Here is a 23,744-nt window from a genome sequence, read left to right on the forward strand (position 1 = left end):
GGGCTGCAACCCCCTCCGGCCCTCTGGGCCACCTCCCCCTTGGGGGGAGGATTTAGGCCGGCCGCTGTTTCACGTGAAACACGCCCAAACAGAAAACCCGCGCGGCCTGGAGAGTGCGCCGCGCGGGTCGACCTAGGTCTGCTAGCTGCTGGCCGGCTCCGGGACCGCGGGAGTTTGGGGGGCTCGTTCCGACGGGGAGGGACGACCAGTTGCCCTTCAGGTGGTGCGCCAAGCGGCGCCTTCAAGAGGTGGGCGCGAATGTCGCATCCCCGACATAGCGGCGCGGCGGCGACGTTTCACGTGAAACAGGCCCGCCGATCGACTATATGCCGGCCTCCATGTGGGACGTGATCGTCATCGGCGGCGGACATGCCGGCTGCGAGGCTGCGGCGGCCGCGGCGCGCTTCGGCGCGCACACCCTGCTGCTCACCCACAAGGTCGAGACGATCGGCGAGATGAGCTGCAACCCGGCGATCGGCGGCCTGGGCAAGGGCCATCTCGTCCGCGAGATCGACGCCCTCGACGGGGTGATGGGCCGCCTGGCCGACCAGTCCGGCATCCAGTTCCGCCTGCTGAACCGCTCCAAGGGCGCGGCGGTCCGCGGCCCGCGCTCGCAGATCGACCGGCGCCTCTATCGTGAAGCCATGCAGGCCGAGATGCTGGCGACGCCGAACCTCACGGTGAAGGCGGAGGCCGTCGAGGACCTCATCCTCGAGGACGGCCGGGTGGCCGGCGTGCTCGGCGCCAGCGGCGAAGCCTATCGCGCGCCGCGCGTCGTCCTGACCACCGGCACCTTCCTGAAGGGCGTGATCCATCGGGGCGAGGAGCGCATCCCCGCCGGCCGGGTGGGCGATGCCCCGGCCATCGGCCTCTCCGACCGGCTCTACGCCCTCGATTTCCGCCTGGGCCGGCTGAAGACCGGCACCCCGGCGCGCCTCGACGGCAGGACCATCGCCTGGGACCGCCTGGAGATGCAGCAGGCGGACGAGGCGCCCGTGCCGTTCTCCTTCCTGACCTCTTCGATCACCACGCCGCAGATCGCCTGCGGGGTCACCTACACCACCGAGGAGACCCACCGGATCATCGCCGATCGGCTCAGCGAGTCGGCGGTGTACGGCGGCCGGGTGTCGGGCAAGGGCCCGCGCTACTGCCCGTCGATCGAGGACAAGGTCGTCCGCTTCCGCGACAAGACCAGCCACCAGATCTTCCTCGAGCCGGAAGGCCTCGACGACGACACGGTCTATCCGAACGGGATCTCGACCTCGGTCTCGGCCGAGACCCAGGACCTCTTCCTGCGCACCATCCCCGGCCTCGAGCAGGTGGCGGTGAAGCGGCACGGCTACGCCATCGAGTACGACTACGTCGATCCGCGCGAGCTCTATCCGACGCTGGAGACCAAGCGCCTGCCGGGTCTCTACCTCGCCGGCCAGATCAACGGCACCACCGGCTACGAGGAGGCGGGGGCCCAGGGCCTCGTCGCCGGCCTCAACGCCGCCCGCGCGGCCGGCGGATCGACGCCCGCCGAGTTCGCCCGCGACGAGGCCTACATCGGCGTGCTGATCGATGACCTCGTGACCCGCGGCGTCACCGAGCCCTACCGGATGTTCACCAGCCGGGCGGAGTTCCGCCTCAGCCTGCGCGCCGACAATGCCGACCAGCGCCTGACGGCCAAGGGCATTGCGCTCGGCGTCGTCGGCTCGGCGCGGGCCCGCGCGTTCGGGGAGAAGGCGCAGGCCCTGGCCGCCGCGCGCGCCCGCGCCGAGGCCCTGATCCTGACGCCGGCCGAGGCCGCCAAGGCCGGGCTGCCGGTGAAGGCCGACGGCCAGCGCCGCAACCTGACCCAGCTCCTGGCCTATCCCTCGATTGGCTTCGACGATCTCGCCCGCCTTTGGCCCGAGCTGTCGGACTGGAGTCCGGCGGTGCGCGAGCAGGTGGAGATCGACGCCTCCTACGCCGGCTACCTCGACCGCCAGGCGGCCGATGCCGCCGCCTTCCGCAAGGACGAGGACCTGCGCCTGCCGGCCGATCTCGACTACGGCGCCGTCGGCGGCCTCTCCAACGAGGTGCGCGAGAAGCTCGCCGCGGTGAAGCCGCTGACCCTTGGCCAGGCCGCCCGCATCGAAGGCGTCACCCCTGGCGCCCTGACCGCGCTTCTCGCCCATGTCCGTCGCCGCGCGGCCTGAGGTGGAGCCCGTCACCGACGCAGCGTCCTTCGCGCGGGCCAGCGGCGCGAGCCCGGCCCAGGTGGCCAACCTCGAGCGCTACCGCGATATGCTGGCCGCCGGGAACGAGGTGATGAACCTCGTCGGGCCGGCCACCATCCCCGATTTCTGGAACCGCCACGCCTGGGACAGCGCCCAGCTCCTGCCGCTGGCGCCCGACGCGCTCACCTGGGCCGACCTCGGCGCCGGCGCGGGCCTGCCCGGCATCGTGCTGGCGATCCTCGGCAAGGGCCGCGAGGGCTTTCACATCCACCTCGTCGAGAGCATGGCCAAGCGCTGCCGCTTCCTCTCCGAGGTGGTCGCCGCCCTCGACCTGCCGGCCAGCGTCCACAACGACAGGGCGGAAAACCTCGATCTGGCTGTGGACATCGTCACCGCACGCGCTTGCGCGCCGCTCTCGCGCCTGCTCGGGTATGCCCGGCCATACCTGCAGAAGGGCGCAACGGCCCTGTTCCTCAAGGGACAAGATGTTGCGTCTGAGCTGGAAGAGGCTACAAAATCTTGGGAGTTCGAGGCGGAGACCGTTCCGTCCCTGAGCGACCCGAGAGGCCGGATCGTCCGCGTGAGGAGGCTCAAGCGTGCCCGCAAAGTCTGACCAGTCTTTCCGGGGCCTACGCGTGCTGGTCGTCGCCAACCAGAAGGGCGGCGTCGGCAAGACCACCACGGCGATCAACCTCGGCACCGCCCTGGCCGCGGTGGGCGAGCGGGTGCTGCTGATCGACAGCGATCCCCAGGGCAACGCCTCCACCGGGCTCGGCGTCGGCCGCGCCCAGCGCAAGACCACCCTCTACGACGTGCTGATGGGCGAGAAGCCGCTCACCGACGCCATCGTCCACACGGCCGTGCCCGGTCTCGACCTGACGCCGTCCGACCCCGACCTCTCCGGCGTCGAGCTGGAGCTCGGCAACGCGCCGCGCCGCTCCTACAAACTGCGCGACGCCCTGCACGCCATCCGCGAGGCCGGCGAATACAGCTACGTCCTGATCGACTGCCCGCCGTCGCTGAACCTCCTCACCGTCAACGCCATGGCGGCGGCCGACGCGGTGCTGGTGCCGCTGCAGTGCGAGTTCTTCGCCCTCGAGGGCCTCACCCAGCTGATGCGCACGGTCGACTTGGTGCGCGGCTCGCTCAATCCGAAGCTCGAGATCCAGGGCGTGGTCCTGACCATGTACGACCGGCGCAACAGCCTGTCGGAGCAGGTGGCCAGCGACGTGCGCGCCCACTTCGGCGAGGCGGTCTATCAGACAGTGATCCCGCGCAACGTCCGGGTCTCCGAGGCGCCGTCGTTCGGCAAGCCGGCGCTCGTCTATGATCTCAAGTGCGCGGGGAGCCAGGCCTACCTGAAGCTCGCCCGCGAGGTGGTTCTGCGCGAGCGCGAGCGCAGGGCGGCGGCGTAGGGAAGACCGATGGCGGAAAACCGCAGAGGATTGGGCCGCGGGCTGTCGGCCCTGTTGGGCGAGGCCGAGGAAGGCCAGGAGGTCCAGGCCGGCCAGGCGCCGGCCGGGGAGGGCGCGCGCGAGATCCCGATCGAGCTGATCCACCGCAATCCCGAGCAGCCGCGCACCCACTTCGCCGAGGAGGAACTGGCCGAGCTGGCGGACTCGATCCGCGAGAAAGGCGTGCTGCAGCCGATCCTCGTCAGGCCCTCGCGCCAGCAGCCAGGCGAATATCAGATCGTCGCCGGCGAGCGCCGCTGGCGTGCGGCCCAGCGCGCGGGCCTGAAGGCGGTGCCGGCCCTGGTGCGCGAGCTCGGCGACAACCAGGCCTACGAGATCGCCATCGTCGAGAACGTCCAGCGCGCCGACCTCAACCCGCTGGAGGAGGCCAAGGCCTACGCGGCGCTGATGGGCCGCATGCAGTACAGCCAGGACGAGACGGCCAAGGTGGTCGGCAAGAGCCGCAGCCACGTGGCCAACACCCTGCGCCTGGCGACCCTGCCGCCGACCGTCCAGGAGCACCTGATGGCCGGCCGCCTGACCGCCGGCCACGCGCGCGCCATCCTCACCGCCGAGAACCCGGCGGCCCTGGCGGAAGTCGTTGTTTCAAAAGGCCTTTCGGTGCGCGAGACGGAAGCCCTGGCGCGCGCCAAGACCGATGCGCCGAAGAAGGCCTCCGGCCCCCGCGCCAAGCCCAAGGACGCAGACACCCACGCCCTCGAAGCCGACCTCGAGGAATCGCTCGGTATGGCCGTGGAGGTGATCGACCGCGGCGGCGCCGGCGAGCTGCGCATCCGCTACGCCACCCTCGAACAGCTCGACGAGCTCTGCCGCCGCCTGACGCGGCGGTGACGCGAAACCCCTCTCCCCGCATGCGGGGAGAGGAAGGGTGAAGCGCCGAAGGGGGTTGAAGCCTACGGGCGTCGGACGCCTGGCCGCTCAACCCCCTCAGTCCCTTTGCGACAGCTCCCCCTGTGGGGGAGCATCTTTCCTTACAACCCCAGCCGCCGCGCCCGGCCGGCGATGGTCAGGGCCAGCCGCTGGGCGATGAGCTGGTCGGGGGAGCCGGCGCTCTTGCAGGCCTTGTCGGCCGCCAGGATCTCGGGCTGCAGCCTGTCGAGTTCGTCGAGGCTCCAGGCCCGCGCTTGGCGCAGGAACTCGCGTTCCTGTTTCCAGAAGACGCCCGAGGCCTTGGCCGCCTCCTGCAGGCCCGCCCCTGCTTTGGCGAGGGTGAGGGTGCGGCGCAGGCGGCCGAGGTGCATGCCCAGCGCGCGGACCGCGGCCGGGCCGGCCTCGCCCTCCTGGGCGGCGCGGCGCAGGCCCGCCTGGGCGTCGGCGAGCTTGCCGCCGAAGGCGTCGGCCGCCGCGTCCGCCAGCGAGGCCTCGGGCTCGACGCCGAAGAAATCCTCGAGGTCGGCCGGCGTCGCCACCGCGCCCGAGCCCGGCCCCAGATAGAGCGCCAGCCGCTCGATCTCCTGGCGGGCGACGCCCCGCTCCTTGGGCAGGCGCGCGACGAGCAGGTTCAGGGCGTCCGAGGAAAGGCCGACGTCGTCCTTGGCCAGCAACTCGCGCACCAGGCGCGCGACATCGCCCGGCTCGTCCTCGTAGCAGGGGATGGCGGCCGCCCCGTCGGACTTCTCCGCCGCCTTGCGCAGCGCCGAGTCCCGCCCGAGGTTGCCGGCCTCGACGATCAGGAAGGCGTCCGGATTGAGCTCGCCGGCCGCGTGCCGGGTCAGCGCCTCGGCCGCGGTCTTATCCGGCCCGGCCTTGTCGCTCGTCAGGCGCAGGCGGATCAGCCGCCGCCCGCCCATCAGCGACTGGGCGGCGAGCTCGCCTTCCAGCCGGCCGGGGTCGGCGTCGAGATCACCGTCGGTGAGCTGGGCGACGTCGAAGGGATCGTCCGGATCCTTGGCGATCGTCCGGGCGAGGGCATGGCCCCGGTCGCGCACCACGCCCATGTCGCGGCCATAGATCACCGCCGCCCGGATCTTGCCGTCCGGCCCTTTCAGGAAGCGTTCGATGTCCGGGCGCTTGTTGAGGATCATGTCCCGAGGGCCCTGGCGCTCAGCCCGTTCAGCTCGGCTTGGCCCCGTTGGCCAGCCAGGCGGCGAGCTCGAGCTGGATGCGGCGGGCGGCCTCCTGGGCGGCGCGGTCCTGCGCGTCCTGCTGGGCGGCCACCGAGGCGTAGGGCTGGTCGGCCGAGTCGTAGGTCAGCTCGACGCGCACCGTGCCGCGCTTGGCCAGCGCACCCGCCGGCACCGTGGTCAGGGCGTAGGTGGCGGTGAGCACGTACTCGTAGCGCGTCGCCACGTTGTCGACCCGCACGCCGCGTGGATAGCGCGCTTCGGAGAGGGCGAGCTGCATGTGGTAGGCGGCGCGGGCCGAGCGGTCGCGGGCGAAGGCGTCGTCGAGGTGCTGGCGCATCAGGAAGCCGGTGCGGCCCTGCGGCGCCTCCACCTCGATGGCGGCGAGGTTCGAGGTCACCCCCGGCTGGCCGTAGAGCGGCGCGAACCCGCAGCCCCCGAGGGCGGTGGCGAGGGTCAGGGCGGCGGCGAGGGCGAGGCGCTTCATGCGTCAGGCCGCCACGATGTTGACGATGCGATCCTTCACCACGATCACCTTGCGAATGGTCAGGCCCTCAAGGCGCCGTGCGATCTCCGGATCGTCAAGCACGATCTTCTCCACGTCGGCTGGCTCGGCGCCCGCCGGCGCGGTGATCTCGCCACGCCGCTTGCCGTTCACCTGCACCGGCAGGACCTTCACCGCGTCCTCGGTGAGCGCCGGATCGAAGGCCGGCCACGGCGCGGCGACCACCATGCCCTGACCGCCGATCCGCGCCCAGGCCTCTTCGGCCAGGTGCGGCGTGAACGGCGCGACCAGGCGGGCGAAGGCCTCCAGAGCCTCCTGCCGCGCGGCCAGCACCGCCGGCGTGGCGTCCTTGGCCGGGTTCGCTTTCAGGGCGTTCAGGAACTCGTAGAGGCGGGCGATGCCGGAGTTGAAGCGGAAGGTCTCGATGGCCTCGGTGACCGCCTTGACCGTCTTGTGCGTCGCGACCCGCAGCGCCTGGGCGGCCGGATCGTCGGAACCCGCGGCGAGGCCCGAAGACGCCCCCTGCGGTTGGCTTTCGAACTCGTCCCAGACGCGGTTGACGAAGCGCCAGGCGCCCTCGATGCCGCCGGTGGTCCATTGCACGTCGCGGTCCGGCGGCGAGTCGGACATCACGAACAGGCGTGCGGCGTCGACGCCGTAGGCCTCGAAGATCTCGCCGGGCGCGACGGTGTTCTTCTTGGACTTCGACATCTTCTCGACGTCGCCGATCTCGACCACCTCGTCGGTGCCGCCGAGCGTCGCGCGCCGGGTCTTGCCCTCGACGACGATCTCGACCTCGCCGGGCTCCAGCCATTCGCCGTTCTGCCGGCGATAGGTCTCGTGGGTGACCATGCCCTGGGTGAACAGGCCCTCGAACGGCTCGCGCACGCTCAGCCGGCCGGCGTCGGCCAGGGCCTTGGTCATGAAGCGCGCGTAGAGCAGGTGCAGCACCGCGTGCTCGATGCCGCCGATGTACTGGTCGACGGGCATCCAGTAGTCCGCCGCCGCCCTGTCGATCGGCTCGGCCGCATGCGGATTGGCGAAGCGGGCGAAGTACCAGGACGAATCCACGAAGGTGTCGAGGGTGTCGGTCTCGCGGGTCGCCGGGCCGCCGCACTTGGGGCAGGTGGTGTGCTTCCAGGCCGGGTGGCGGCCGAGCGCGTTGCCCGGCTTGCCGAAGTCCAGGTCCTGCGGCAGGGCCACCGGGAGGGCCGATTTCGGCAGCGGCACGACGCCGTCCTTCTCGCAGTGGACCACCGGGATCGGGCAGCCCCAGCCGCGCTGGCGCGCCACGCCCCAGTCGCGCAGGCGATAGACCGTGGCGCCCTGGCCCAGGCCCTGGCCCTCGATGACGTCGATGGCCTTGGTCTTGGCGGTCTCGACGTCCAGGCCGTCGAGGAACTGCGAATTGTAGATCACGCCCGGCCCGACATAGGCCTCCGTCCCGACGTCGAACGCCTTGGGGTCCTCGCCCGGCGGCAGCACGACGGGGCGTACCGGCAGGTCGTACTTGCGGGCGAAGTCCAGGTCGCGCTGGTCATGCGCCGGGCAGGCGAAGATCGCGCCGGTGCCGTAGTCCATCAGGATGAAGTTGGCGATCCAGACCGGCAGCTCCCAGTTCGGATCGAACGGGTGCTTCACCTTCAGTCCGGTGTCGTAGCCTTCCTTCTCCTGGGTCTCGATCTCGGCTTCCGAGATCGCGCCCTTGCGGCACTTGTCGATGAACGCCGCCGCCTTGGGATCGGACCTGGCCGCCAGCTCGGCCAGCGGGTGATCGGGGGCGATGCCGACGAAGCTCGCGCCGAACAGGGTGTCGGGGCGGGTGGTGTAGACCTCCAGCCCGGCCTCGAAGCCGGCGGGCGCGCTCGCGGCGAACGGGAACCTGAAGCGCAGGCCGCGCGAGCGCCCGATCCAGTTCTCCTGCATGACGCGGACCTTCTCGGGCCAGCGGTCCAGGGTCTCCAGGTCGTCCACCAGCTGGTCGGCGTACTCAGTGATGCGCAGGAACCACTGGTTCAGCTTGCGCTTCTCGACCACCGCGCCGGAGCGCCAGCCGCGGCCGTCGACCACCTGCTCGTTGGCCAGCACCGTCTGGTCGACGGGATCCCAGTTCACCGTCGCCTCGCGGCGGTAGACCAGGCCGCGATCGTACAGCTCCAGGAACAGCGCCTGCTGCTGGCCGTAGTACTCCACGTCGCAGGTGGCGAACTCGCGGGACCAGTCGATCGACAGGCCCAGCTCCTTCAGCTCGTCCCGCATGCGGGCGATGTTGTCGTAGGTCCAGCCGCGCGGATCGACGCCGCGCTCCATGGCCGCGTTCTCGGCCGGCAGGCCGAAGGCGTCCCAGCCCATCGGGTGCAGCACCGAGAAGCCCCGCGCGCGCTTGAAGCGGGCGATGACGTCGCCGAGGGCGTAGTTGCGCACATGGCCCATGTGCAGGCGCCCCGACGGATAGGGGAACATCTCCAGCACGTAGTACTTCGGGCGCGCCGGATCGATCGCCGCGCGGAACGCATCGACGTCGGCCCAGGCCTGACGCCATTTGGGCTCGGTTTCTTTGGGATTGTAGCGGGCCATGACAGGCGGCCTTTGGACTGGGTTAGTGCGTCCGGTCAACCGCCTGTGTCACGAGAGGCCGACCTTCGAACGGATCGGGGCTGGAATCAGCCCTTGATGTTCGAAAGTCGAAGCTGGCGCGCCCGGGTCAGGATCGCGTTCTCGATGTCGGTCTCGGTCTGGGTCGCGGCCGGGGCGTCCACCCAGTTCCCCGCGGCGTCCTTGGTCTGCTTGAAGACCGTGACGTTCAGGCCGTCGGCGCGCAGGCGCGAGTCCAGGATGTAGACGGTGCACTTGAAGCGCTCGTCGGGCTTCTCCGGGTTCACGTACCAGTCGGTGATGACCACGCCGCCGTAGGGGTCGGCCGAAGCCAGCGGCATGAACGACAGGGTGTCCAGCGTCGCGCGCCACAGGTAGCCGTTGACCGACACGGACGTGGCGCTCGCCGGGTTCGGCACATTGTTCGACTTCGAGCCGAACAGATGGGGGGTCGAGCAGGCGGAAAGGCCAAGAGTGGACAGGCCCAGGGCGGCGAACACCACCGCGCCGGTTGCGGCCTGCCGCATCGAAACGCCTCGCACAAACGCCATTCGCGTCCGTCTCCACATATGAATTTCCGCGGCGGCCTGCGCGTCGCAAGCGCTACGGCGCCCCCCGCGCCGCGCCCTCTATAACAACGCCATTGCGGACGCCAAACAGGAATCGCGTGACCCATCGGCCACAGCCTCCGGGCTTAGAGCGTTAACGGGGACCCCGCGGCGCTGGAGTCGGTTGACCCCGCAGTACGGCGGAATTTAATCGACCTCGACCGTGTGGCCGACCGATCCTTTCCGGTGGAGCTGCGATTACGGTCATGAGGACCTAAGTAAGTGAGCATGCGTGCCCGCCATATCGCTGTGCTGATCGGCGCCGCCGCCCTGATAGGCGGCGCGGCGACCGCCGCGCAGGCGGCCGACGCGGCCAAGGGCGTGGACTTCTCCGTCCGCGCCGAACCGGCGGCGAGCCCGGTGGTGAGCGGCAAGACCGTCAACCTCGACGCCCGCCGCGGCCGCTGGGGCGTGACGCTCAACATGCAGCAGCCCGACACCCGCCAGAGCACCCTCAACGACGTGGCGGCCGGCGCCTACTTCCGGATCACCCCGTCGCTGCGCGTCGGCGGCGCCGTGGCCCTCGGCGATCAGCAGCTGCAACCCGGCGCGCGGACGCCCACCCCGGACGAGGGCCTGCCCCGCGTCCGTCTCGAGACCAAGTTCAAGTTCTAGTTCAGGTCCGGAAGGCGTCCACCGCCGCCAGACCGACGAGGCCCGCGTCCTTCAGACGGCGGGCCGTTTTGTCGTTCACCCCACCGAGCGCATAGACCGGCAGGCCGGCCTGGCGCGCCAGCAGCGCCAGGCGCACCGGCCCCATCGGCGCGCCGGCCGAGGGGCTGCCGCTGGGAAAGATCGCCGAGACCACCACCGCGTCCGCCCCCGCCGCCTTGGCCCGGCGCGCCGCGGCCAGGGAGTGGGCGGCGCTGGTGACGATCCAGCCGGGCTGTCGCCAGGCGCGCGCCCGACCGCCGAGCCGCTCCGGCAGATGGAGCCCGTCCGCCCCGAGCGCCCGCGCCAGCTCCGGATCCGCCCCGACCAGCAGGCGCAGTCCCCTGGCGCGCGCGATGGCCCTCAGCCGCCGGCCCTGCGCCGCCGCATCCGCCGCCCCGAACGCCCGGAACACGATCGCCGCGCCGCGCGGCAGGGTCCGGGCGATCGGCTCCGCGTCGGGCGTCCGCTGCGGGTCGGTGAAGAACAGCAGGGCGGGCAGGGCGCGGGCTTGGCCCTTCCGTCGCGCCGCGGCTCCATTTAGGAACGCGGCCGTCCGCCTCATGGTCCAGAAGGTCGCGGGAATGGCTGAGCCCCTCTATAGCGCCGCCGGCTATCACGACGTGGTGGCCCGGATCGGGCGCGCCGCGCAAGCCGCCGGTCGCGATCCCAGGGACGTCACCCTGGTGGCGGTTTCAAAGACCCAGCCGTGGGAGGCCATCCAGCCGGTGCTCGACGCCGGCCAGACCGTGTTCGGCGAGAACCGCGTGCAGGAGGCCTACCAGCGCTGGGAGGGCAAGGCGCCCCAAGTCGTGGGGGCCCTGACCCTGCACCTGATCGGCCCCTTGCAGACCAACAAGGCCAAGGAGGCGGTCGCCTTCTTCGACGTCATCGAGACCCTCGACCGCGAGAAGCTCGCCCGGGTGCTGGCCGAGGAGATGCAGAAGCAGGGCCGCCGGCCGCGCCTCTACGTCCAGGTCAACACCGGCGAGGAGCCGCAGAAGGCCGGCGTCACGCCCCCCGAGGCCGACGCCTTCATCGCCGCCTGCCGCGGGACCTACGGCCTCGATCCCGAAGGGCTGATGTGCATCCCGCCGGTGGACGAGCCGGCCGGTCCGCACTTCGCCCTCCTCAAGGCGATCGCCCAGCGCAACGGGCTCGCGAAGCTCTCCATGGGCATGAGCGACGACTTCGAGACCGCCATCCGCTTCGGCGCCACCAGCGTGCGCGTCGGCTCGGCGATCTTCGGGGCGCGGCCGAAGCCCGCGGCCTGAGGCCGCCTCAGGGCTGGAAGGGCGCGAGGTCCGGCTCGACCCAGCCGCGCCGCGCCGCGACCGAGAACAGCACCGCCTTCGACCAGTGGGCGAGGAGCCAGTCCGGGCGGCCCATCGTCGTCGCCATCAGCTCGTCGAGGATCTCGTGCAGCGGCGCGCCGGGCCGGGCCGCCAGCAGGGCGTCGGCCGCCCTCAGCGAGGCCAGGGTGATGGTCTCGTGATAGCCGCTGTCGTCGGTGTTCGGCGTCGCCGTGGCTTCGTTGTAGGCGCGGATGATCGACGGCATGCGCCGGGTGGTCTCGCTGAGGCCATGAGCGCGGAGCAACCACAGCGCCGCGCCGAAATGGGCCGCGTGGGTCCATACGGACTTGGGCAGGCTGCGCTCGATCAGGCCGCGGGCCAGGCGCTCGATCGCGGCGTCGTCGGGATAGTGAGTGGTCATCTTGGCGGTCCTCGAAGGGAGCCCGGGCGCGCGGCATCAAAAAACCCCGCCGGCCGGGCGGGGTTGGCAGGGCTCGGATCGGGCGAGATCGCCTAGTCCGGATGGCCCGCGCGCGCCCGCGCCGTCGAAAGACGGTTCTGCTGCTGCTGCGCGGTGATCGCTTTGCGGACCATGGGCGCGAGGTAGCGAACGCTGTTCGCTCCTGTCAACGCCCTTGCCCGCGTCGAGCGCGGGCCGCTCAGTCGGCGGCGATTTCCACCGCATCGCCCGGCCTGGCGGCCGCCAGCACCGCCTCCAGATCCTCGCGCGCGAGGGCCACGCAGCCTTCGGTCGGCGAATAGCCCTCCTTCGCCAGGTGCATGAAGATGCAGCTGCCGTGATAGGGGCGGGGCGGGTCGTCGTTGTGCGCCAGCACGACCACCAGGTCGTAGAGATGATCGTCGCGCCACATCTTCTCGAAGCTGCCCGTGAACGGCAGCTTGATCGGGCGGTTATAGGCCTCGTGTTCGGGATCGTCGCACCAGCCGTCGTCGCGCGCGATAGGCTCGCAGGGCAGGGCCGTCTGCGGCGCGCGCCCGTCGGCCGTCTGGTCCGGCCGGTAGAGCACCTTGCGGATCGCCCAGACGCCGACGGGGGAGGCCCCGTCCCCCTCGCGCTTCTCCGCCGCCGGCGTCACGCCCGAGCGGCCCAGGGCGCAGCGCAGCGTCCGCTGGCCGAAATCGAAGCGCCCGTCCGGGTGAGCCACGAACTTCACCATGGAGCCTCAAATCCTTTTGCCCGTTGGGCGTCATACGGTGCATGTTCCTGACGATGGCTCAACGCAAGACCCTCCTCATCGTCGACGATGACGCGGACCTTCGCGGGGCCGTGGCCGAGCAGCTCCAGGCGGAAGACTTCGCGACCCATGAGGCCGCCACTGGCGGCGAAGGCGTCCGCGCCGCCCAGGCGATCCGGCCCGACCTCATCCTGCTCGACGTCGACCTGCCCGACATCGACGGCCGCGAGGCCTGCCGCCAGATGCGGGCCACTGGCGTCGCCGCGCCGATCATCATGCTCACCGCGGCCGCCGCCGACGAGGACACCGTCGCCGGCCTCGAAGCCGGGGCCAACGACTACGTCACCAAGCCCTACAAGTTCGCCGTGCTGCTCGCCCGCATCCGCGCCCAGCTGCGCAGCCACGAGCACTCCGAGGGCGCGGTCTTCCGCCTCGGCGCCTACGAGTTCCGCCCCGCCGCCAAGCTGCTGGTCGACGAGAACCAGAAGAAGATCCGGCTGACGGAGAAGGAGACCAACATCCTGAAGTACCTCTACCGCGCCGGAGAGAAGCCGGTGTCGCGCGAGGAGCTTCTGGCCGAGGTCTGGGGCTACAACGCCGGCGTGACGACGCACACGCTCGAGACCCACGTCTACCGCCTGCGCCAGAAGATCGAGCCCGATCCGGCCAACGCCAAGCTCCTGCTCACCGAAGCCGGCGGCTACAAGCTCGCGCCTTAGTCGCCTCGGATGCTCCCCCACAGGGGGAGCTGTCGCGAAGCGACTGAGGGGGTTGAAGGGCAAGGCGTCGGCTGTTTGTGGGCCGCAACCCCCTCCGGCCCTCCGGGCCACCTCCCCCTGTGGGGGAGGATTGGGCTCCCTACAGCACCAGGTCCGCGCTGACCGGCGCGTGGTCGCTGGGGCGCTCCCAGGCGCGGACGTCCTCGTGCACGCGGCTCGCCGCGCAACCGAGCCGGAAGGCGGCGTCCTTCAGGCCCGGCGTCACCAGGATGTGGTCGAGGCGCAGGCCTCGGGCCGACTTTCGGAAGTCCTGGGCCCGGTAGCTCCACCACGAGGCCATCTTTTCCGGCTCGGGCGTGGTCTCGCGCGGCAGGTCGATGAAGTTCAGCGAGGCCTTCATGGCGGCGAACGCCTCGATCTCCACCGGGGTGTGGCTGACGATCTTCGACATGTACCTGTGGTTCCAGACGTCGAACTCGCCCGGCGCCACGTTGAGGTCGCCGACGATCGCCAGCGGCGCCATCGGGTCGCGCTTCGAAAGCTCGGCAGTCAGCTTCTCGTAGAAATCGAGCTTGTGGTCGAACTTCGGGTTCTCGGCCCTGTCGGGCACGTCGCCGCCGGCGGGGATATAGAAGTTGTGCACCTCGATCCCGGCGATCCTGCCGCCCACGCAGCGGGCATGGCCTTCCCGGCAGACGTCCAGCGGCGCGACCTCCTCGATCGGCAGGCGCGAGGCGATGGCCACCCCGTGCCAGCCTTTCTGACCGGCGATCTTCAGGTGCGGCAGGCCCATCTCCACGAAGGCTTCCTTCGGGAACTCGCCCTCGCGGCACTTGATCTCCTGCATGCACAGGATATCGGGCGCCTGCTCGGCGACGAAGCGGGCGGCCTGTTCGGCGCGCAGGCGGACGGAATTGACGTTCCAGGTGCAGAGGCGGAGGCGCATCGCCCATCCATATGGCGCCGCCGCCCGGTTCTGGAAGGCGGCCCATTCGCGCAAGCCGGCCCATGCGCGCGAGGTCGCAAAGAAACGCCCGGATGGTGGGGCCATCCGGGCGATGAGGGTCTGTCTCTCATGCCGCCGCCGGGAGGGGATTGTTCCGGCACGGACTCGTCCGCGCAGAACTGCGCAGACGGCGTAGTGGCATTAAGGCCACAGAGGCGCTCCAAAGTCAATCGAAACCGCGCCCCACATCTTGCGTGTTGCGCAAATGTCACGTCGCAGATCTGGTGCCGGCCTCAGGAACTGGCGGGCCGGCTCCGGCGCGGATCGCGCGGCGTGAACAGCGCCTTGTCGAGCCCCGAAGCCCGCTCCAGCCCGATCAGCTTCACCCGGGTGGTGCGGCCCTGGGCGTCGGTCACCGACCAGGCGGTCAGCGCCATCGGGCTGTCCTGGAAGGTCAGGGCGAGCTGGCCCGGCGTCTTGCGCGCACCGTCCCGGGCGACGATCACGAAGCCGCCCGGAATGCGGTCGACGCCGGTGATCGCCACGCTGCGGTCGAGCCGGATGTTGCGCGCCAGGAACAGCGACAGGGGCGTCGAGCCGAGCGGGTAGCGGTTGAAGGTCATCAGCCGCGAGTCGGCCACGGTCACCGCGGCGCCGTCGGCCACCACCACCATGCCGGACGGGGCGTCGTACTCGAAGCGGGCCCGGCCCGGGCGCTTCAGATAGACCGTGCCCTGGGTGGACTTGCCCATGGCGTCGGTCTGCACGAACCGGCCGCGCGCCTCGGTGAGGCCCTGCAGGTAGGTCGCCGCCTTGTCGACCAGCGCCTGGTCGGCGGGGCTGAGGGCGCCCTGCGCCAGCGCCGGTCCGGCGAGGGCGGCGGCCGCGAGGCCGAGGGCGAGAGTCCGGCGGGTGAAGCTCATCTTGGCATCCATATGGGCGTTAGCCTGCCGCATGCGAGCGGCGACATTTGGGCCTGTTCGTGGAACAAGCGGCAACGCCCACGCTTAGCCGACCGTTCCTGTACGCACGATGATCGACGACCTCAAAGCCCGCATGGCGGCCGCGGCCGCGGAAGGCGACTTCGAGACCGCCGCCCTGCTGCGCGACGCGATCCGCCGCCTGGAGTCCGGCGAGAGCCGTATCCGCCAGCAGGTTCCCGGGAAGATGGGCCTCGGCTCGAGCCAGGAGCGCTACGCCAGCGAAGGCGGGACCTTGCCGAAGAAGCCGGATCCCATGACCAAGGGCCACAAGCCCGGCGGGCGGCGGCGCTAGTCGCCTCTCCCCGAGGCGAAGCCCGAGGGAGAGGGCAGGGCCTACCCTCTCCCGGCGGCGGGAGAGGCCAATTACGGCGGCGGGCCGGCCAGGATCTCGCGCTTGCCGGCGTGGTTGGCCGGGCCCACGACGCCTTCCTGCTCCATGCGCTCCATGATCGAGGCGGCGCGGTTGTAGCCGATCTGCAGCCGCCGCTGGATGTAGCTGGTCGAGGCCTTGCCGTCGCGGGTGACCACGGCCACGGCGCGGTCGTAGAGGTCGTTGGCGTCGCCGGTGTCGCCGCCGAAGCCGAGGTTCGGGCCCTCGTCCCCCTCCTCCTCGCCGCCGGCGGTGACCTCCTCGAGGTACTGCGGCTGACCCTGCTCGCGCAGGAACTTGGCCACGGCCTCCACCTCGCCGTCGGAGACGAACGGCCCGTGCAGGCGGGTGATCCGGCCGCCGCCGGCCATGTAGAGCATGTCGCCCTGGCCCAGCAGCTGCTCGGCGCCCTGTTCGCCGAGGATGGTGCGGCTATCGATCTTCGAGGTGACCTGGAAGGAGATCCGGGTCGGGAAGTTGGCCTTGATGGTGCCGGTGATGACGTCCACGGACGGGCGCTGGGTGGCCATGATCAGGTGGATGCCGGCGGCCCGCGCCATCTGCGCCAGGCGCTGCACCGCGCCCTCGATGTCCTTGCCGGCGACCATCATCAGGTCGGCCACCTCGTCGATGATCACCACGAGGTAGGGCATGGCCTCGGGAATGATCTTCTCGCTCTCGAAGATCGGCCGGCCGGCGTCGTCGAAGCCGGTCTGGACCGTGCGCTCGAAGTGCTCGCCCTTGGCCAGGGCCTCCTTGGCGCGCTCGTTGTAGGAGCCGATGTTGCGGACGCCGATCTTGGACATCCGCCGGTAGCGGTCCTCCATCTCGCGGACCGTCCACTTCAGCGCCACGATGGCCTTCTTGGGGTCGGTGACCACCGGGGCCAGCAGGTGCGGGATGCCGTCGTAGACCGACAGCTCCAGCATCTTGGGGTCGATCATGATCAGCCGGCACTGCTCGGGCGGCAGGCGGTAGAGGATCGACAGGATCATCGCGTTGACGCCCACCGACTTGCCCGAGCCGGTGGTGCCGGCGATCAGCAGGTGGGGCATCTTGGCGAGGTCGGCGATGTAGGGCTCGCCGCCGATCGTCTCGCCCAGGGCCACCGGCAGGTTCTGGCCGCCGCGCTCGTATTCGGCCGCCGCCAGCAGGTCGCGCAGATAGACGGTCTCGCGCTTCTGGTTGGGCAGCTCGATGCCGATGGCGTTGCGGCCCGGCACCACCGAGACGCGGCAGGCGGCGACGCTCATGGAGCGGGCGATGTCGTCGGCCAGGGCCACGACGCGGGCCGATTTCACGCCGGCCGCCGGCACCAGTTCGTAGAGGGTGACCACCGGGCCCGGGCGGATCTGGTCCACCTGGCCGCGGACGCCGAACTCGGCCAGCACGCTCTCCAGGAGCTGGGCGTTCTGGCGCAGGGCGCCCTCGTCGAACTGGGCGGCGCGGGGCTTGGGCTTGGCCAGCATCGAGAGCTCGGGCAGGCGGAAGCCACCCGGCCGCACGAATTCGAAGGTCGCCTGGGCTTCGCGCTCCTCGCGGGCCGAGGGCTTGGGCGGCGCCTTGGGCGGCTTCACCTTCAGCGGGGCGGCGTCGAGCGCGGGCTCGGAGTCATAGGCGGCGGCCTCGGGCGCCGGATCGAGGGCGCCCTCCGGAATGCCGGGCTCGCGCACCGCCCGGCGGGCGATCGGCGCCTTGCGCTCGGGCAGGGTGATCGGGGCCTTGGGCTTGACCGCCTCGCGCGCCCAGCCGGCGAAGCCCGCCACGTCCAGCCGCTGCAGGCCGAGCGCCCAGCCGAGGGCCCCGGCGCCGGCCAGCGCCAGCACCAGGGCGCCCACCGCGTGGGCCGCCGGGACGTGGGCGAGCCGCATCAGGCCTGAAAGGCCGCCCAGCAGCGCATCGCCCCACAGCCCGCCCAGGCCCTTGGCCAGCGGCCAGGCGGCGGGCGGCGGCGGGCCGGCCAGGGCGCCGGCCAGGGTCAGGACGCCCAGCGCGCCGACCAGCGCCCGCAGACGGATCTCGCTGCGGCTCAGGCCGGGGGAGGCGGCGGTGACGCGCGACAGGCCGAGCACGACCATCAGCAGGGCCACGAAGGCGCTGGCGATCCCCAGCGACTGCACCCCGAGGTCGGCCAGCATGGCGCCGGGCCCGCCGAGGATGTTGGTGGGCGCGCCGCCGCCGGCGGCGTTCAGGCTCGGGTCGGCGGGATTGTAGGTGGCGAAGGCGGCCGCCAGGGCGACGCCGGCCGCGGCCGTGAAGCCGCCGCGCATGCGGGCGGTGTGCGGATGGGCCCAGGCCAGGCCCGCGACCTCCATCGCCCACGCCGTTCCCGTCTTCCGCGCCACCCGCGCCATGCGCAAAGCCCCAATCTTGGATCTCGGCCCTGTTTGCCCGGCGAGGCGTTAACGGGCGTTTACCATGGCGCGGGCGGCAGGCCTCTTCCGCCGCCGGTTCCGCCGCATTAGGGTCCCCGCCCATGACTTGGACGCCCATGACTTGGACCATGCCCCGTCCCGTTCTGCAGGTGGTCGCCGGCGTGCTCGGGCTCTGCGCCCTGGCCGCCTTCGCCCTGGGGATCATCAATGCGCCGGAGCATGGCGGCCGCCTGCCGGGCGAGCGGCCCGCGGGCCAGGCCGGCGCGCCGGGCGCGGTGATCAACGCCGCCGAGGCCACCCCGCTCAGCCAGGAGCGCATCGAGGGCCCGGCGCCGACCGCCGAGAAGCCCGCGGCCAACAAGACTGACGACGAGGACCAGGACACGGCCGACCAGGCGACCAACACCCTGCCGGTGCCGCCGATCACCCCGCCCGCCAAGCCGGGCGGCGCGACCAACGCCACCCCGGCCCAGGACCGCGTCGGCGACCTCATCCAGCAGGCCACCCCGCCCCCCGAAGAGCCGCCGCACTGACGCCGGCGGCGAGCGACGGGCGCGCGGCTACCTGACCCCGTGCGCGGCGAAGAAGGCCAGCATCCGCTTCCAGGCGTCGGCGGAGGCCTTGGCGTCGTAGCTCGGCCGATAGTCGGCCAGGAAGCCGTGCTGGGCCTCGGGATAGACGATGATCTCGGCCGGCTTGTTCGCCGCCTTGATGGCCGCGCGCATGGCCTCGACGTCGGCGGCGGGAATGCCCTTGTCCTGGCCGCCGTAGAGCCCGAGCACCGGCGCCTTCAGGTCCTTCACCAGGTCGATCGGCGGAGTGCGCGGGTAGGGCCCGGCCTTCAGGGGGCCATACCAGGCGACGCCGGCCTTGAACTCGGCGAAGCGCTCGCAGTCGAGCCAGGTCTTGCCGCCGCCCCAGCAGAAGCCGGTGACGCCGGCCCGGCTCATGTCGGCGAACGGCTGGGCCTTGAGGAACTTCAGCGCCGCGGCGGTGTCGGAGGTGACCTGGGCCTCGGGCGTCGCCTTCACGATGTCCATGACCGCCTTCATGTCGACGGTCTTGGAGGGATCCCCGGCGCGGACGAAGAGGTCGGGGGCGAGCGCCACATAGCCCGCCTTGGCGAGCCGGCGGCAGACGTCCTTCACCCATTCGTGGACGCCGAAGATTTCCGAGTTCACCAGCACCACCGCATGGCGGCCCTTGCCGGACGGCCGGGCGAGGTAGCCGGGGATCTTCCGGTCGGCGGCGGGGATCTCGACCATGCCGGCGACGAGGCCCGCCTCGTCGGTGTGGATCGGCTCGGCCTCGGCCGAGAAGGCGGCCACCGCATAGCCGCCGGCCAGGGCCAGGGCGATGGATCGCCGGGTCAGGTCGAGGTCGCCGGCCCAGTTTCCGTCCGGACGGGTGAGGGTGACCATGGGCGCCTCCGCGATGGCTCTGTGCCGGGTATGACCGTGAAGGTGCGATCCTGCGCCGCAGCTCGTCGCGGAGTCAAAGGGCCAGCGGGTTCAAATGCCGCGTCCGGCCGAGGGAACCTTCAAGCTCTGCAAAGCGTCTCGTGATGGCCAGCTGAACCGTGCTAAGGGGGTATGTCCTTGTCAGGATTAGGGGCTTTCGCTCTTGCAGGCCCCGCAATTTCCCCCATATCGGCAGGCGACGTCGGTGTTGGCGAGTATGGCCAGCGCCGGCCGAGACTGATCGAACCGGGGACGAGGCACAGTCAGAAGCGCTTCACCTAGGAAGGCTTCCCCGCAGCGTCCGCCATCAAGGAGCGAGCAAGACTCTCAATGAGCAAGATCATCGGCATCGACCTTGGCACCACGAACTCGTGCGTCGCCATCATGGACGGCAAGCAGCCGAAGGTGATCGAGAACGCCGAGGGCGCGCGTACCACGCCCTCCGTCGTGGCCTTCATGGAAGACGGCGAACGCCTCGTCGGCCAGCCGGCCAAGCGCCAGGCGGTCACCAACCCGTCCAACACCTTCTTCGCCATCAAGCGCCTGATCGGGCGCCAGTGGAACGACCCGATGGTCGAGAAGGACAAGGGCATGGTGCCCTACGAGATCGTCAAGGGTCCGAGCGGCGACGCCTGGGTGCGCGCCCACGGCAAGGACTACTCCCCGCAGCAGATCTCGGCCTTCATCCTGCAGAAGATGAAGGAAGCCGCCGAGCAGCACCTCGGCGAGAAGGTCGAGAAGGCGGTCATCACCGTCCCGGCCTACTTCAACGACGCCCAGCGCCAGGCGACCAAGGACGCCGGCAAGATCGCCGGCCTGGAAGTCCTGCGCATCATCAACGAGCCGACCGCGGCGGCGCTGGCCTACGGCCTCGAGAAGAACGACGGCAAGAAGATCGCCGTCTACGACCTCGGCGGCGGCACCTTCGACGTGTCCATTCTCGAGATCGGGGATGGCGTGTTCGAGGTGAAGTCGACCAACGGCGACACCTTCCTCGGCGGTGAGGACTTCGACCTGCGCCTCGTCGACTACCTGGCCGACGAGTTCAAGAAGGAGCAGGGCGTCGACCTGCGCAAGGACAAGCTGGCCCTCCAGCGCCTGAAGGAAGAGGCCGAGAAGGCGAAGAAGGAGCTGTCGTCTGTTCCGCAGTACGACGTGAACCTGCCCTTCATCTCGATGAACGCCTCGGGCCCGCTGCACCTCAACATCAAGCTGACCCGCGCCAAGCTGGAAGCCCTGGTCGAGGACCTGATCGCCAAGACGATCGGCCCCTGCGAGCAGGCGCTGAAGGACGCCGGCCTCAAGAAGTCCGACATCGACGAAGTGATCCTGGTCGGCGGCATGACCCGCATGCCCAAGGTCGTCGAGGCGGTGAAGGAGTTCTTCGGCCGCGAGCCGCACAAGGGCGTGAACCCGGACGAGGTCGTGGCGCTGGGCGCCGCGGTCCAGGCCGGCGTGCTGCAGGGCGACGTCAAGGACGTGCTGCTGCTGGACGTCACCCCCCTGACCCTCGGCATCGAGACGCTCGGCGGCGTGTTCACCCCGCTGATCGAGCGCAACACCACCATCCCGACCAAGCGCTCCCAGGTCTTCTCCACGGCCGAGGACAACCAGTCGGCGGTGACGATCCGGGTCTTCCAGGGCGAGCGCCCGATGGCGGCCGACAACAAGATGCTGGGCCAGTTCGACCTGGTCGGCATCCCGCCGGCCCCGCGCGGCGTGCCGCAGGTCGAGGTGACCTTCGACATCGACGCCAACGGCATCGTCAACGTCCAGGCCCGCGACAAGGCGACCAACAAGGAACAGTCGATCCGCATCCAGGCCAACGGCGGCCTCTCGGATTCGGACATCGACGCCATGGTCAAGGAAGCCGAGTCCAACAAGGCCGAGGACGAAAAGCGCAAGGCGGTGGTCGAGGCCAAGAACCAGGCCGACGCCATCATCCACTCGACCGAGAAGGCCCTCGCCGAGCACGGCGACAAGGTCGGCGAGGCCGAGCGGACCGCGATCCAGACGGCGCTCGACGACCTGAAGGGCTCGCTGGAATCGGGTGACGCCGAGGCGATCTCGGCCAAGACCCAGACCCTCATCCAGGCTTCGATGAAGCTGGGCGAGGCCATGTACCAGGCCCAGCAGGGCCAGGCCGGCGGCGGCGAAGGCGCCGGCGCCTCGGCCGAGGCCTCCGCGGACTCCGACGTCGTCGACGCCGAGTTCGAGGAAGTCGACGGCGACGGCAAGAAGTCGGCGTGACAACGCGCCCCATGGCGACCGGCGTCATCACATGCGATCTGGTCGTCCTGGGGAACGTCGCCGCCGCTTCCACGGTGAAGGGATCCCCGCCCGCTCGGCGAAAAGCCTTGCAGCGCGGCGGGGATCATCCCACCTCAACCTTCAGTGACATTTTTGGGCGCCAGACGATCTGATGCGGGACTATTACGAGATCCTGGGCGTCGACCGCGGCTGCGATGAGGCCGCGCTCAAGTCCGCTTTCCGCAAGCTCGCCATGGAGCACCACCCCGACCGCAACGGCGGTTGCGAGGAGGCCGCCGGGCGCTTCAAGGAACTGAACGAGGCCTATTCGGTCCTCTCCGACCCGCAGAAGCGCGCCACCTATGACCGCTTCGGCCACGCCGGCGTCAACGGTATGGGCGGCGGCGGGGCCCAGTTCCACGACGCCCACGACATCTTCAACGAGGTGTTCGGCGACATCTTCGGCGACATGTTCGGCATGCGCGGCCGGCAGAACCGCGGCCCGGCCCGCGGCCAGGACCTGCGCTACGACCTGGAGATCACCCTCGAGCAGGCCTACGCCGGCGCCGAGGTGGAGATCACCGCCCCCACCACCCTCACCTGCGAGCCCTGCGACGGCTCGGGGGCCAAGCCGGGCACCAGCCCGACCACCTGCACCACCTGCGGCGGCGCCGGCCGCGTGCGGGCGACCCAGGGCTTCTTCTCCATCGAGCGCGCCTGCCCCCGCTGCGGCGGCTCGGGCCGCATGGTGCTCGACCCGTGCGAGCACTGCCGGGGCCTGGGCATGGTGCGCAAGGAGCGCACCCTCTCGGTCCGCATCCCGGCCGGCGTCGACGACGGCGCGCGCATCCGCCTGGCGGGCGAGGGCGACGCGGGCGACCGCGGCGGCCCGCGCGGCGACCTCTACATCTTCATCTCCGTCCGCCCGCACGAGCTTTTCGAGCGCGACGGCCTGGACCTGCTCTGCACCGTGCCGGTGCCCATGGCCACGGCGGCCCTCGGCGGCATGGTCGAGGCGCCCTGCCTGATGGGCGGCGAGAACTGCGACGGCAACTGCAAGATCGAGGTCAAGGTGCCCGAGGGCGCCCAGACCGGCCAGACCGTGCGCCTCAAGGGCCGCGGCATGCCCAGCTTGCGCAGCCGCGAGCGCGGCGACCTCGTGGTCGAGCTGTTCATCGAGACGCCGACCCGCCTCACCGCGCGCCAGAAGGAGCTGCTCACCGAATTCGCCGGCATCTGCGGCGAGCAGCAGCACCCCAAGTCCGCCAAGTTCCTCGGCAAGGCCAAACGCTTCTGGGACGAAGTCACCGGCGCGGCGTGAGTTCGCTTCGCATCCCGCGCCGAAAGCGGAGGGATCGATTTGCCGCCGCCCCGGCTTTCCGCTAGAGACACCGCTCCGCTGACCCGCACCCGTAGCTCAGCTGGATAGAGCGTTGCCCTCCGAAGGCAAAGGTCACACGTTCGAATCGTGTCGGGTGCGCCAGCGGCCTTCCTCTCCACTTGATCGGCGTCAAAGCGGCCACCCCCGCGGGGGCTAGGCTTGACCTCGGTGGCCCCGCCCCGGCGGGGCCGAGATTTGGATGAGGTCGCGATGCCCCACTTGAAGATGCTCTATGTGCTCGCCGACGGCGCCCATGCGCGCCTGGTGGAGCGCTCCCACGAGACCGGCGACTTCGTCACCTTCGCGGAGATCGACGGCTCCGGCCGCCTCAAGGGCCTGCGCCGCGAGCTGAAGGGCAACTCCGGCTTCGCCAGCCAGCAGTCGGGCACCAACCAGCGCCATGACGTGCACGGCGCCGACTACGAGCGTCAGGCCAAGGAGACCTTCGTCCACGAGGTCGCCGACCGCGCCGCCGAGATCGCCAAGGCCGACGGCTACCAGGGCGTCGTCGTCGCCGCCCCGGCCCGCCTGCTCGAGCCGCTGCGCACCCGTCTCGCCCAGCACAAGGCCAATGTCGCGGGCGCCCTCGACAAGGACCTCACCAAGGCGGCGGACGCCACCCTGTCCAAGTGGCTGGACCACGTCCTGCCCGCCTGAAGTCCACCTTC

At 70.8% G+C, this 23,744-nt stretch carries 23 protein-coding genes and 1 tRNA gene; 13 read left to right on the plus strand and 11 right to left on the minus strand.

Features of this window, described 5'->3' with window-relative positions; all coding sequences use genetic code 11:
- Positions 1-338: 338 nt before the first annotated feature.
- The 4 genes from mnmG to DJ017_RS03285 are packed head-to-tail and all read left to right on the plus strand — an operon-like array spanning position 339 to position 4,510.
- Positions 339-2,183: a tRNA uridine-5-carboxymethylaminomethyl(34) synthesis enzyme MnmG gene (gene mnmG, locus DJ017_RS03270; protein ID WP_165830512.1), complete on the plus strand. Its 1,845-nt coding sequence runs from the start codon at positions 339-341 to the stop codon at positions 2,181-2,183.
- A complete protein-coding gene (rsmG, locus tag DJ017_RS03275; RefSeq protein WP_111527369.1) occupies positions 2,161-2,817 on the plus strand; it encodes a 16S rRNA (guanine(527)-N(7))-methyltransferase RsmG in 657 nt (218 codons plus the stop codon). The genes mnmG and rsmG overlap by 23 nt, the downstream gene beginning before the upstream one ends.
- Positions 2,801-3,619: a ParA family protein gene (locus tag DJ017_RS03280; RefSeq protein WP_111527370.1), complete on the plus strand. Its 819-nt coding sequence runs from the start codon at positions 2,801-2,803 to the stop codon at positions 3,617-3,619. The genes rsmG and DJ017_RS03280 overlap by 17 nt, the downstream gene beginning before the upstream one ends.
- Before the next feature lie 9 nt (positions 3,620-3,628).
- Complete coding sequence (locus DJ017_RS03285; protein WP_111527371.1) at positions 3,629-4,510, plus strand: ParB/RepB/Spo0J family partition protein; 882 nt, start codon at positions 3,629-3,631, stop codon at positions 4,508-4,510.
- Positions 4,511-4,650: 140 nt separating this feature from the next.
- Here the strand turns inward: DJ017_RS03285 and holA are convergent, their stop codons facing one another.
- From holA to DJ017_RS03305, 4 genes are all read right to left on the minus strand, one after another.
- Positions 4,651-5,703 carry a DNA polymerase III subunit delta gene (gene holA, locus DJ017_RS03290; RefSeq protein WP_111527372.1) on the minus strand — a complete coding sequence of 351 codons (1,053 nt, stop codon included), beginning with the start codon at positions 5,701-5,703 and terminating at the stop codon, positions 4,651-4,653.
- Positions 5,704-5,731: 28 nt separating this feature from the next.
- Positions 5,732-6,229: an LPS assembly lipoprotein LptE gene (gene lptE, locus DJ017_RS03295; RefSeq protein WP_111527373.1), complete on the minus strand. Its 498-nt coding sequence runs from the start codon at positions 6,227-6,229 to the stop codon at positions 5,732-5,734.
- A 3-nt stretch (positions 6,230-6,232) separates the two neighbouring features.
- Positions 6,233-8,824, minus strand: a complete 2,592-nt coding sequence (leuS, locus tag DJ017_RS03300; RefSeq protein WP_111527374.1) for a leucine--tRNA ligase — start codon at positions 8,822-8,824, stop codon at positions 6,233-6,235.
- 86 nt (positions 8,825-8,910) lie between these two features.
- Positions 8,911-9,369, minus strand: a complete 459-nt coding sequence (locus DJ017_RS03305) for a DUF3576 domain-containing protein (protein WP_377284616.1) — start codon at positions 9,367-9,369, stop codon at positions 8,911-8,913.
- 309 nt (positions 9,370-9,678) lie between these two features.
- On the opposite strand from DJ017_RS03305, the gene DJ017_RS03310 reads away from it, so the two are divergent.
- Positions 9,679-10,065 (plus strand): NtrZ family periplasmic regulatory protein, encoded by a 387-nt coding sequence (locus tag DJ017_RS03310; protein ID WP_133255375.1) that lies wholly within the window; start codon positions 9,679-9,681, stop codon positions 10,063-10,065.
- Position 10,066: 1 nt separating this feature from the next.
- Here DJ017_RS03310 and DJ017_RS03315 read toward each other — a convergent pair whose 3' ends face one another.
- On the minus strand, positions 10,067-10,666 hold the full coding sequence (locus tag DJ017_RS03315; RefSeq protein ID WP_111527377.1) for a thiamine phosphate synthase: 600 nt from the start codon (positions 10,664-10,666) through the stop codon (positions 10,067-10,069).
- 19 nt (positions 10,667-10,685) lie between these two features.
- Between DJ017_RS03315 and DJ017_RS03320 the strand changes: the two genes are divergently transcribed.
- A complete protein-coding gene (locus DJ017_RS03320; protein WP_111529944.1) occupies positions 10,686-11,375 on the plus strand; it encodes a YggS family pyridoxal phosphate-dependent enzyme in 690 nt (229 codons plus the stop codon).
- Between the two features lie 7 nt (positions 11,376-11,382).
- Here the strand turns inward: DJ017_RS03320 and DJ017_RS03325 are convergent, their stop codons facing one another.
- Together DJ017_RS03325 and DJ017_RS03330 are read right to left on the minus strand one after the other, a co-directional pair.
- Positions 11,383-11,817 carry a hypothetical protein gene (locus DJ017_RS03325; RefSeq protein WP_111527378.1) on the minus strand — a complete coding sequence of 145 codons (435 nt, stop codon included), beginning with the start codon at positions 11,815-11,817 and terminating at the stop codon, positions 11,383-11,385.
- Between the two features lie 238 nt (positions 11,818-12,055).
- Positions 12,056-12,574, minus strand: coding sequence for a L,D-transpeptidase family protein (locus tag DJ017_RS03330; RefSeq protein ID WP_226999998.1), 519 nt, complete (start codon positions 12,572-12,574; stop codon positions 12,056-12,058).
- Positions 12,575-12,627: 53 nt separating this feature from the next.
- Here DJ017_RS03330 and DJ017_RS03335 point away from each other — a divergent pair, with 53 nt between their 5' ends.
- Entirely contained in the window at positions 12,628-13,311 is a 684-nt protein-coding gene (locus tag DJ017_RS03335; protein WP_165830513.1) for a response regulator transcription factor, read from the plus strand.
- 139 nt (positions 13,312-13,450) lie between these two features.
- Here DJ017_RS03335 and DJ017_RS03340 read toward each other — a convergent pair whose 3' ends face one another.
- Positions 13,451-14,257, minus strand: a complete 807-nt coding sequence (locus DJ017_RS03340; RefSeq protein ID WP_111527380.1) for an exodeoxyribonuclease III — start codon at positions 14,255-14,257, stop codon at positions 13,451-13,453.
- Between the two features lie 293 nt (positions 14,258-14,550).
- Positions 14,551-15,192 (minus strand): LolA family protein, encoded by a 642-nt coding sequence (locus tag DJ017_RS03345; RefSeq protein WP_226999999.1) that lies wholly within the window; start codon positions 15,190-15,192, stop codon positions 14,551-14,553.
- 97 nt (positions 15,193-15,289) lie between these two features.
- On the opposite strand from DJ017_RS03345, the gene DJ017_RS03350 reads away from it, so the two are divergent.
- Positions 15,290-15,532 (plus strand): UvrB/UvrC motif-containing protein, encoded by a 243-nt coding sequence (locus DJ017_RS03350; protein WP_111527381.1) that lies wholly within the window; start codon positions 15,290-15,292, stop codon positions 15,530-15,532.
- Between the two features lie 71 nt (positions 15,533-15,603).
- On the opposite strand, the gene DJ017_RS03355 is transcribed toward DJ017_RS03350, so the two are convergent.
- The gene (locus tag DJ017_RS03355) at positions 15,604-17,964 is read right to left on the minus strand and encodes an FtsK/SpoIIIE family DNA translocase (RefSeq protein WP_111527382.1); all 2,361 of its coding nucleotides are present in this window, start codon (positions 17,962-17,964) and stop codon (positions 15,604-15,606) included.
- 149 nt (positions 17,965-18,113) lie between these two features.
- Here DJ017_RS03355 and DJ017_RS03360 point away from each other — a divergent pair, with 149 nt between their 5' ends.
- Positions 18,114-18,518 carry a relaxase family protein gene (locus DJ017_RS03360; protein WP_133255376.1) on the plus strand — a complete coding sequence of 135 codons (405 nt, stop codon included), beginning with the start codon at positions 18,114-18,116 and terminating at the stop codon, positions 18,516-18,518.
- A 27-nt stretch (positions 18,519-18,545) separates the two neighbouring features.
- Here the strand turns inward: DJ017_RS03360 and DJ017_RS03365 are convergent, their stop codons facing one another.
- Positions 18,546-19,406: a dienelactone hydrolase family protein gene (locus DJ017_RS03365; protein ID WP_111527384.1), complete on the minus strand. Its 861-nt coding sequence runs from the start codon at positions 19,404-19,406 to the stop codon at positions 18,546-18,548.
- A gap of 369 nt (positions 19,407-19,775) precedes the next feature.
- On the opposite strand from DJ017_RS03365, the gene dnaK reads away from it, so the two are divergent.
- The 4 genes from dnaK (at position 19,776) to DJ017_RS03385 (ending at position 23,733) form a co-directional block, all read left to right on the plus strand.
- A complete protein-coding gene (dnaK, locus tag DJ017_RS03370; RefSeq protein ID WP_111527385.1) occupies positions 19,776-21,695 on the plus strand; it encodes a molecular chaperone DnaK in 1,920 nt (639 codons plus the stop codon).
- Positions 21,696-21,867: 172 nt separating this feature from the next.
- Complete coding sequence (gene dnaJ / locus DJ017_RS03375; protein ID WP_111527386.1) at positions 21,868-23,016, plus strand: molecular chaperone DnaJ; 1,149 nt, start codon at positions 21,868-21,870, stop codon at positions 23,014-23,016.
- Positions 23,017-23,101: 85 nt separating this feature from the next.
- Positions 23,102-23,178, plus strand: a tRNA-Arg gene (locus DJ017_RS03380).
- Between the two features lie 108 nt (positions 23,179-23,286).
- Complete coding sequence (locus DJ017_RS03385) at positions 23,287-23,733, plus strand: host attachment protein (RefSeq protein ID WP_111527387.1); 447 nt, start codon at positions 23,287-23,289, stop codon at positions 23,731-23,733.
- Positions 23,734-23,744 lie beyond the last annotated feature (11 nt).

This window comes from Phenylobacterium soli (assembly GCF_003254475.1).
GTDB lineage: Bacteria > Pseudomonadota > Alphaproteobacteria > Caulobacterales > Caulobacteraceae > Phenylobacterium > Phenylobacterium soli.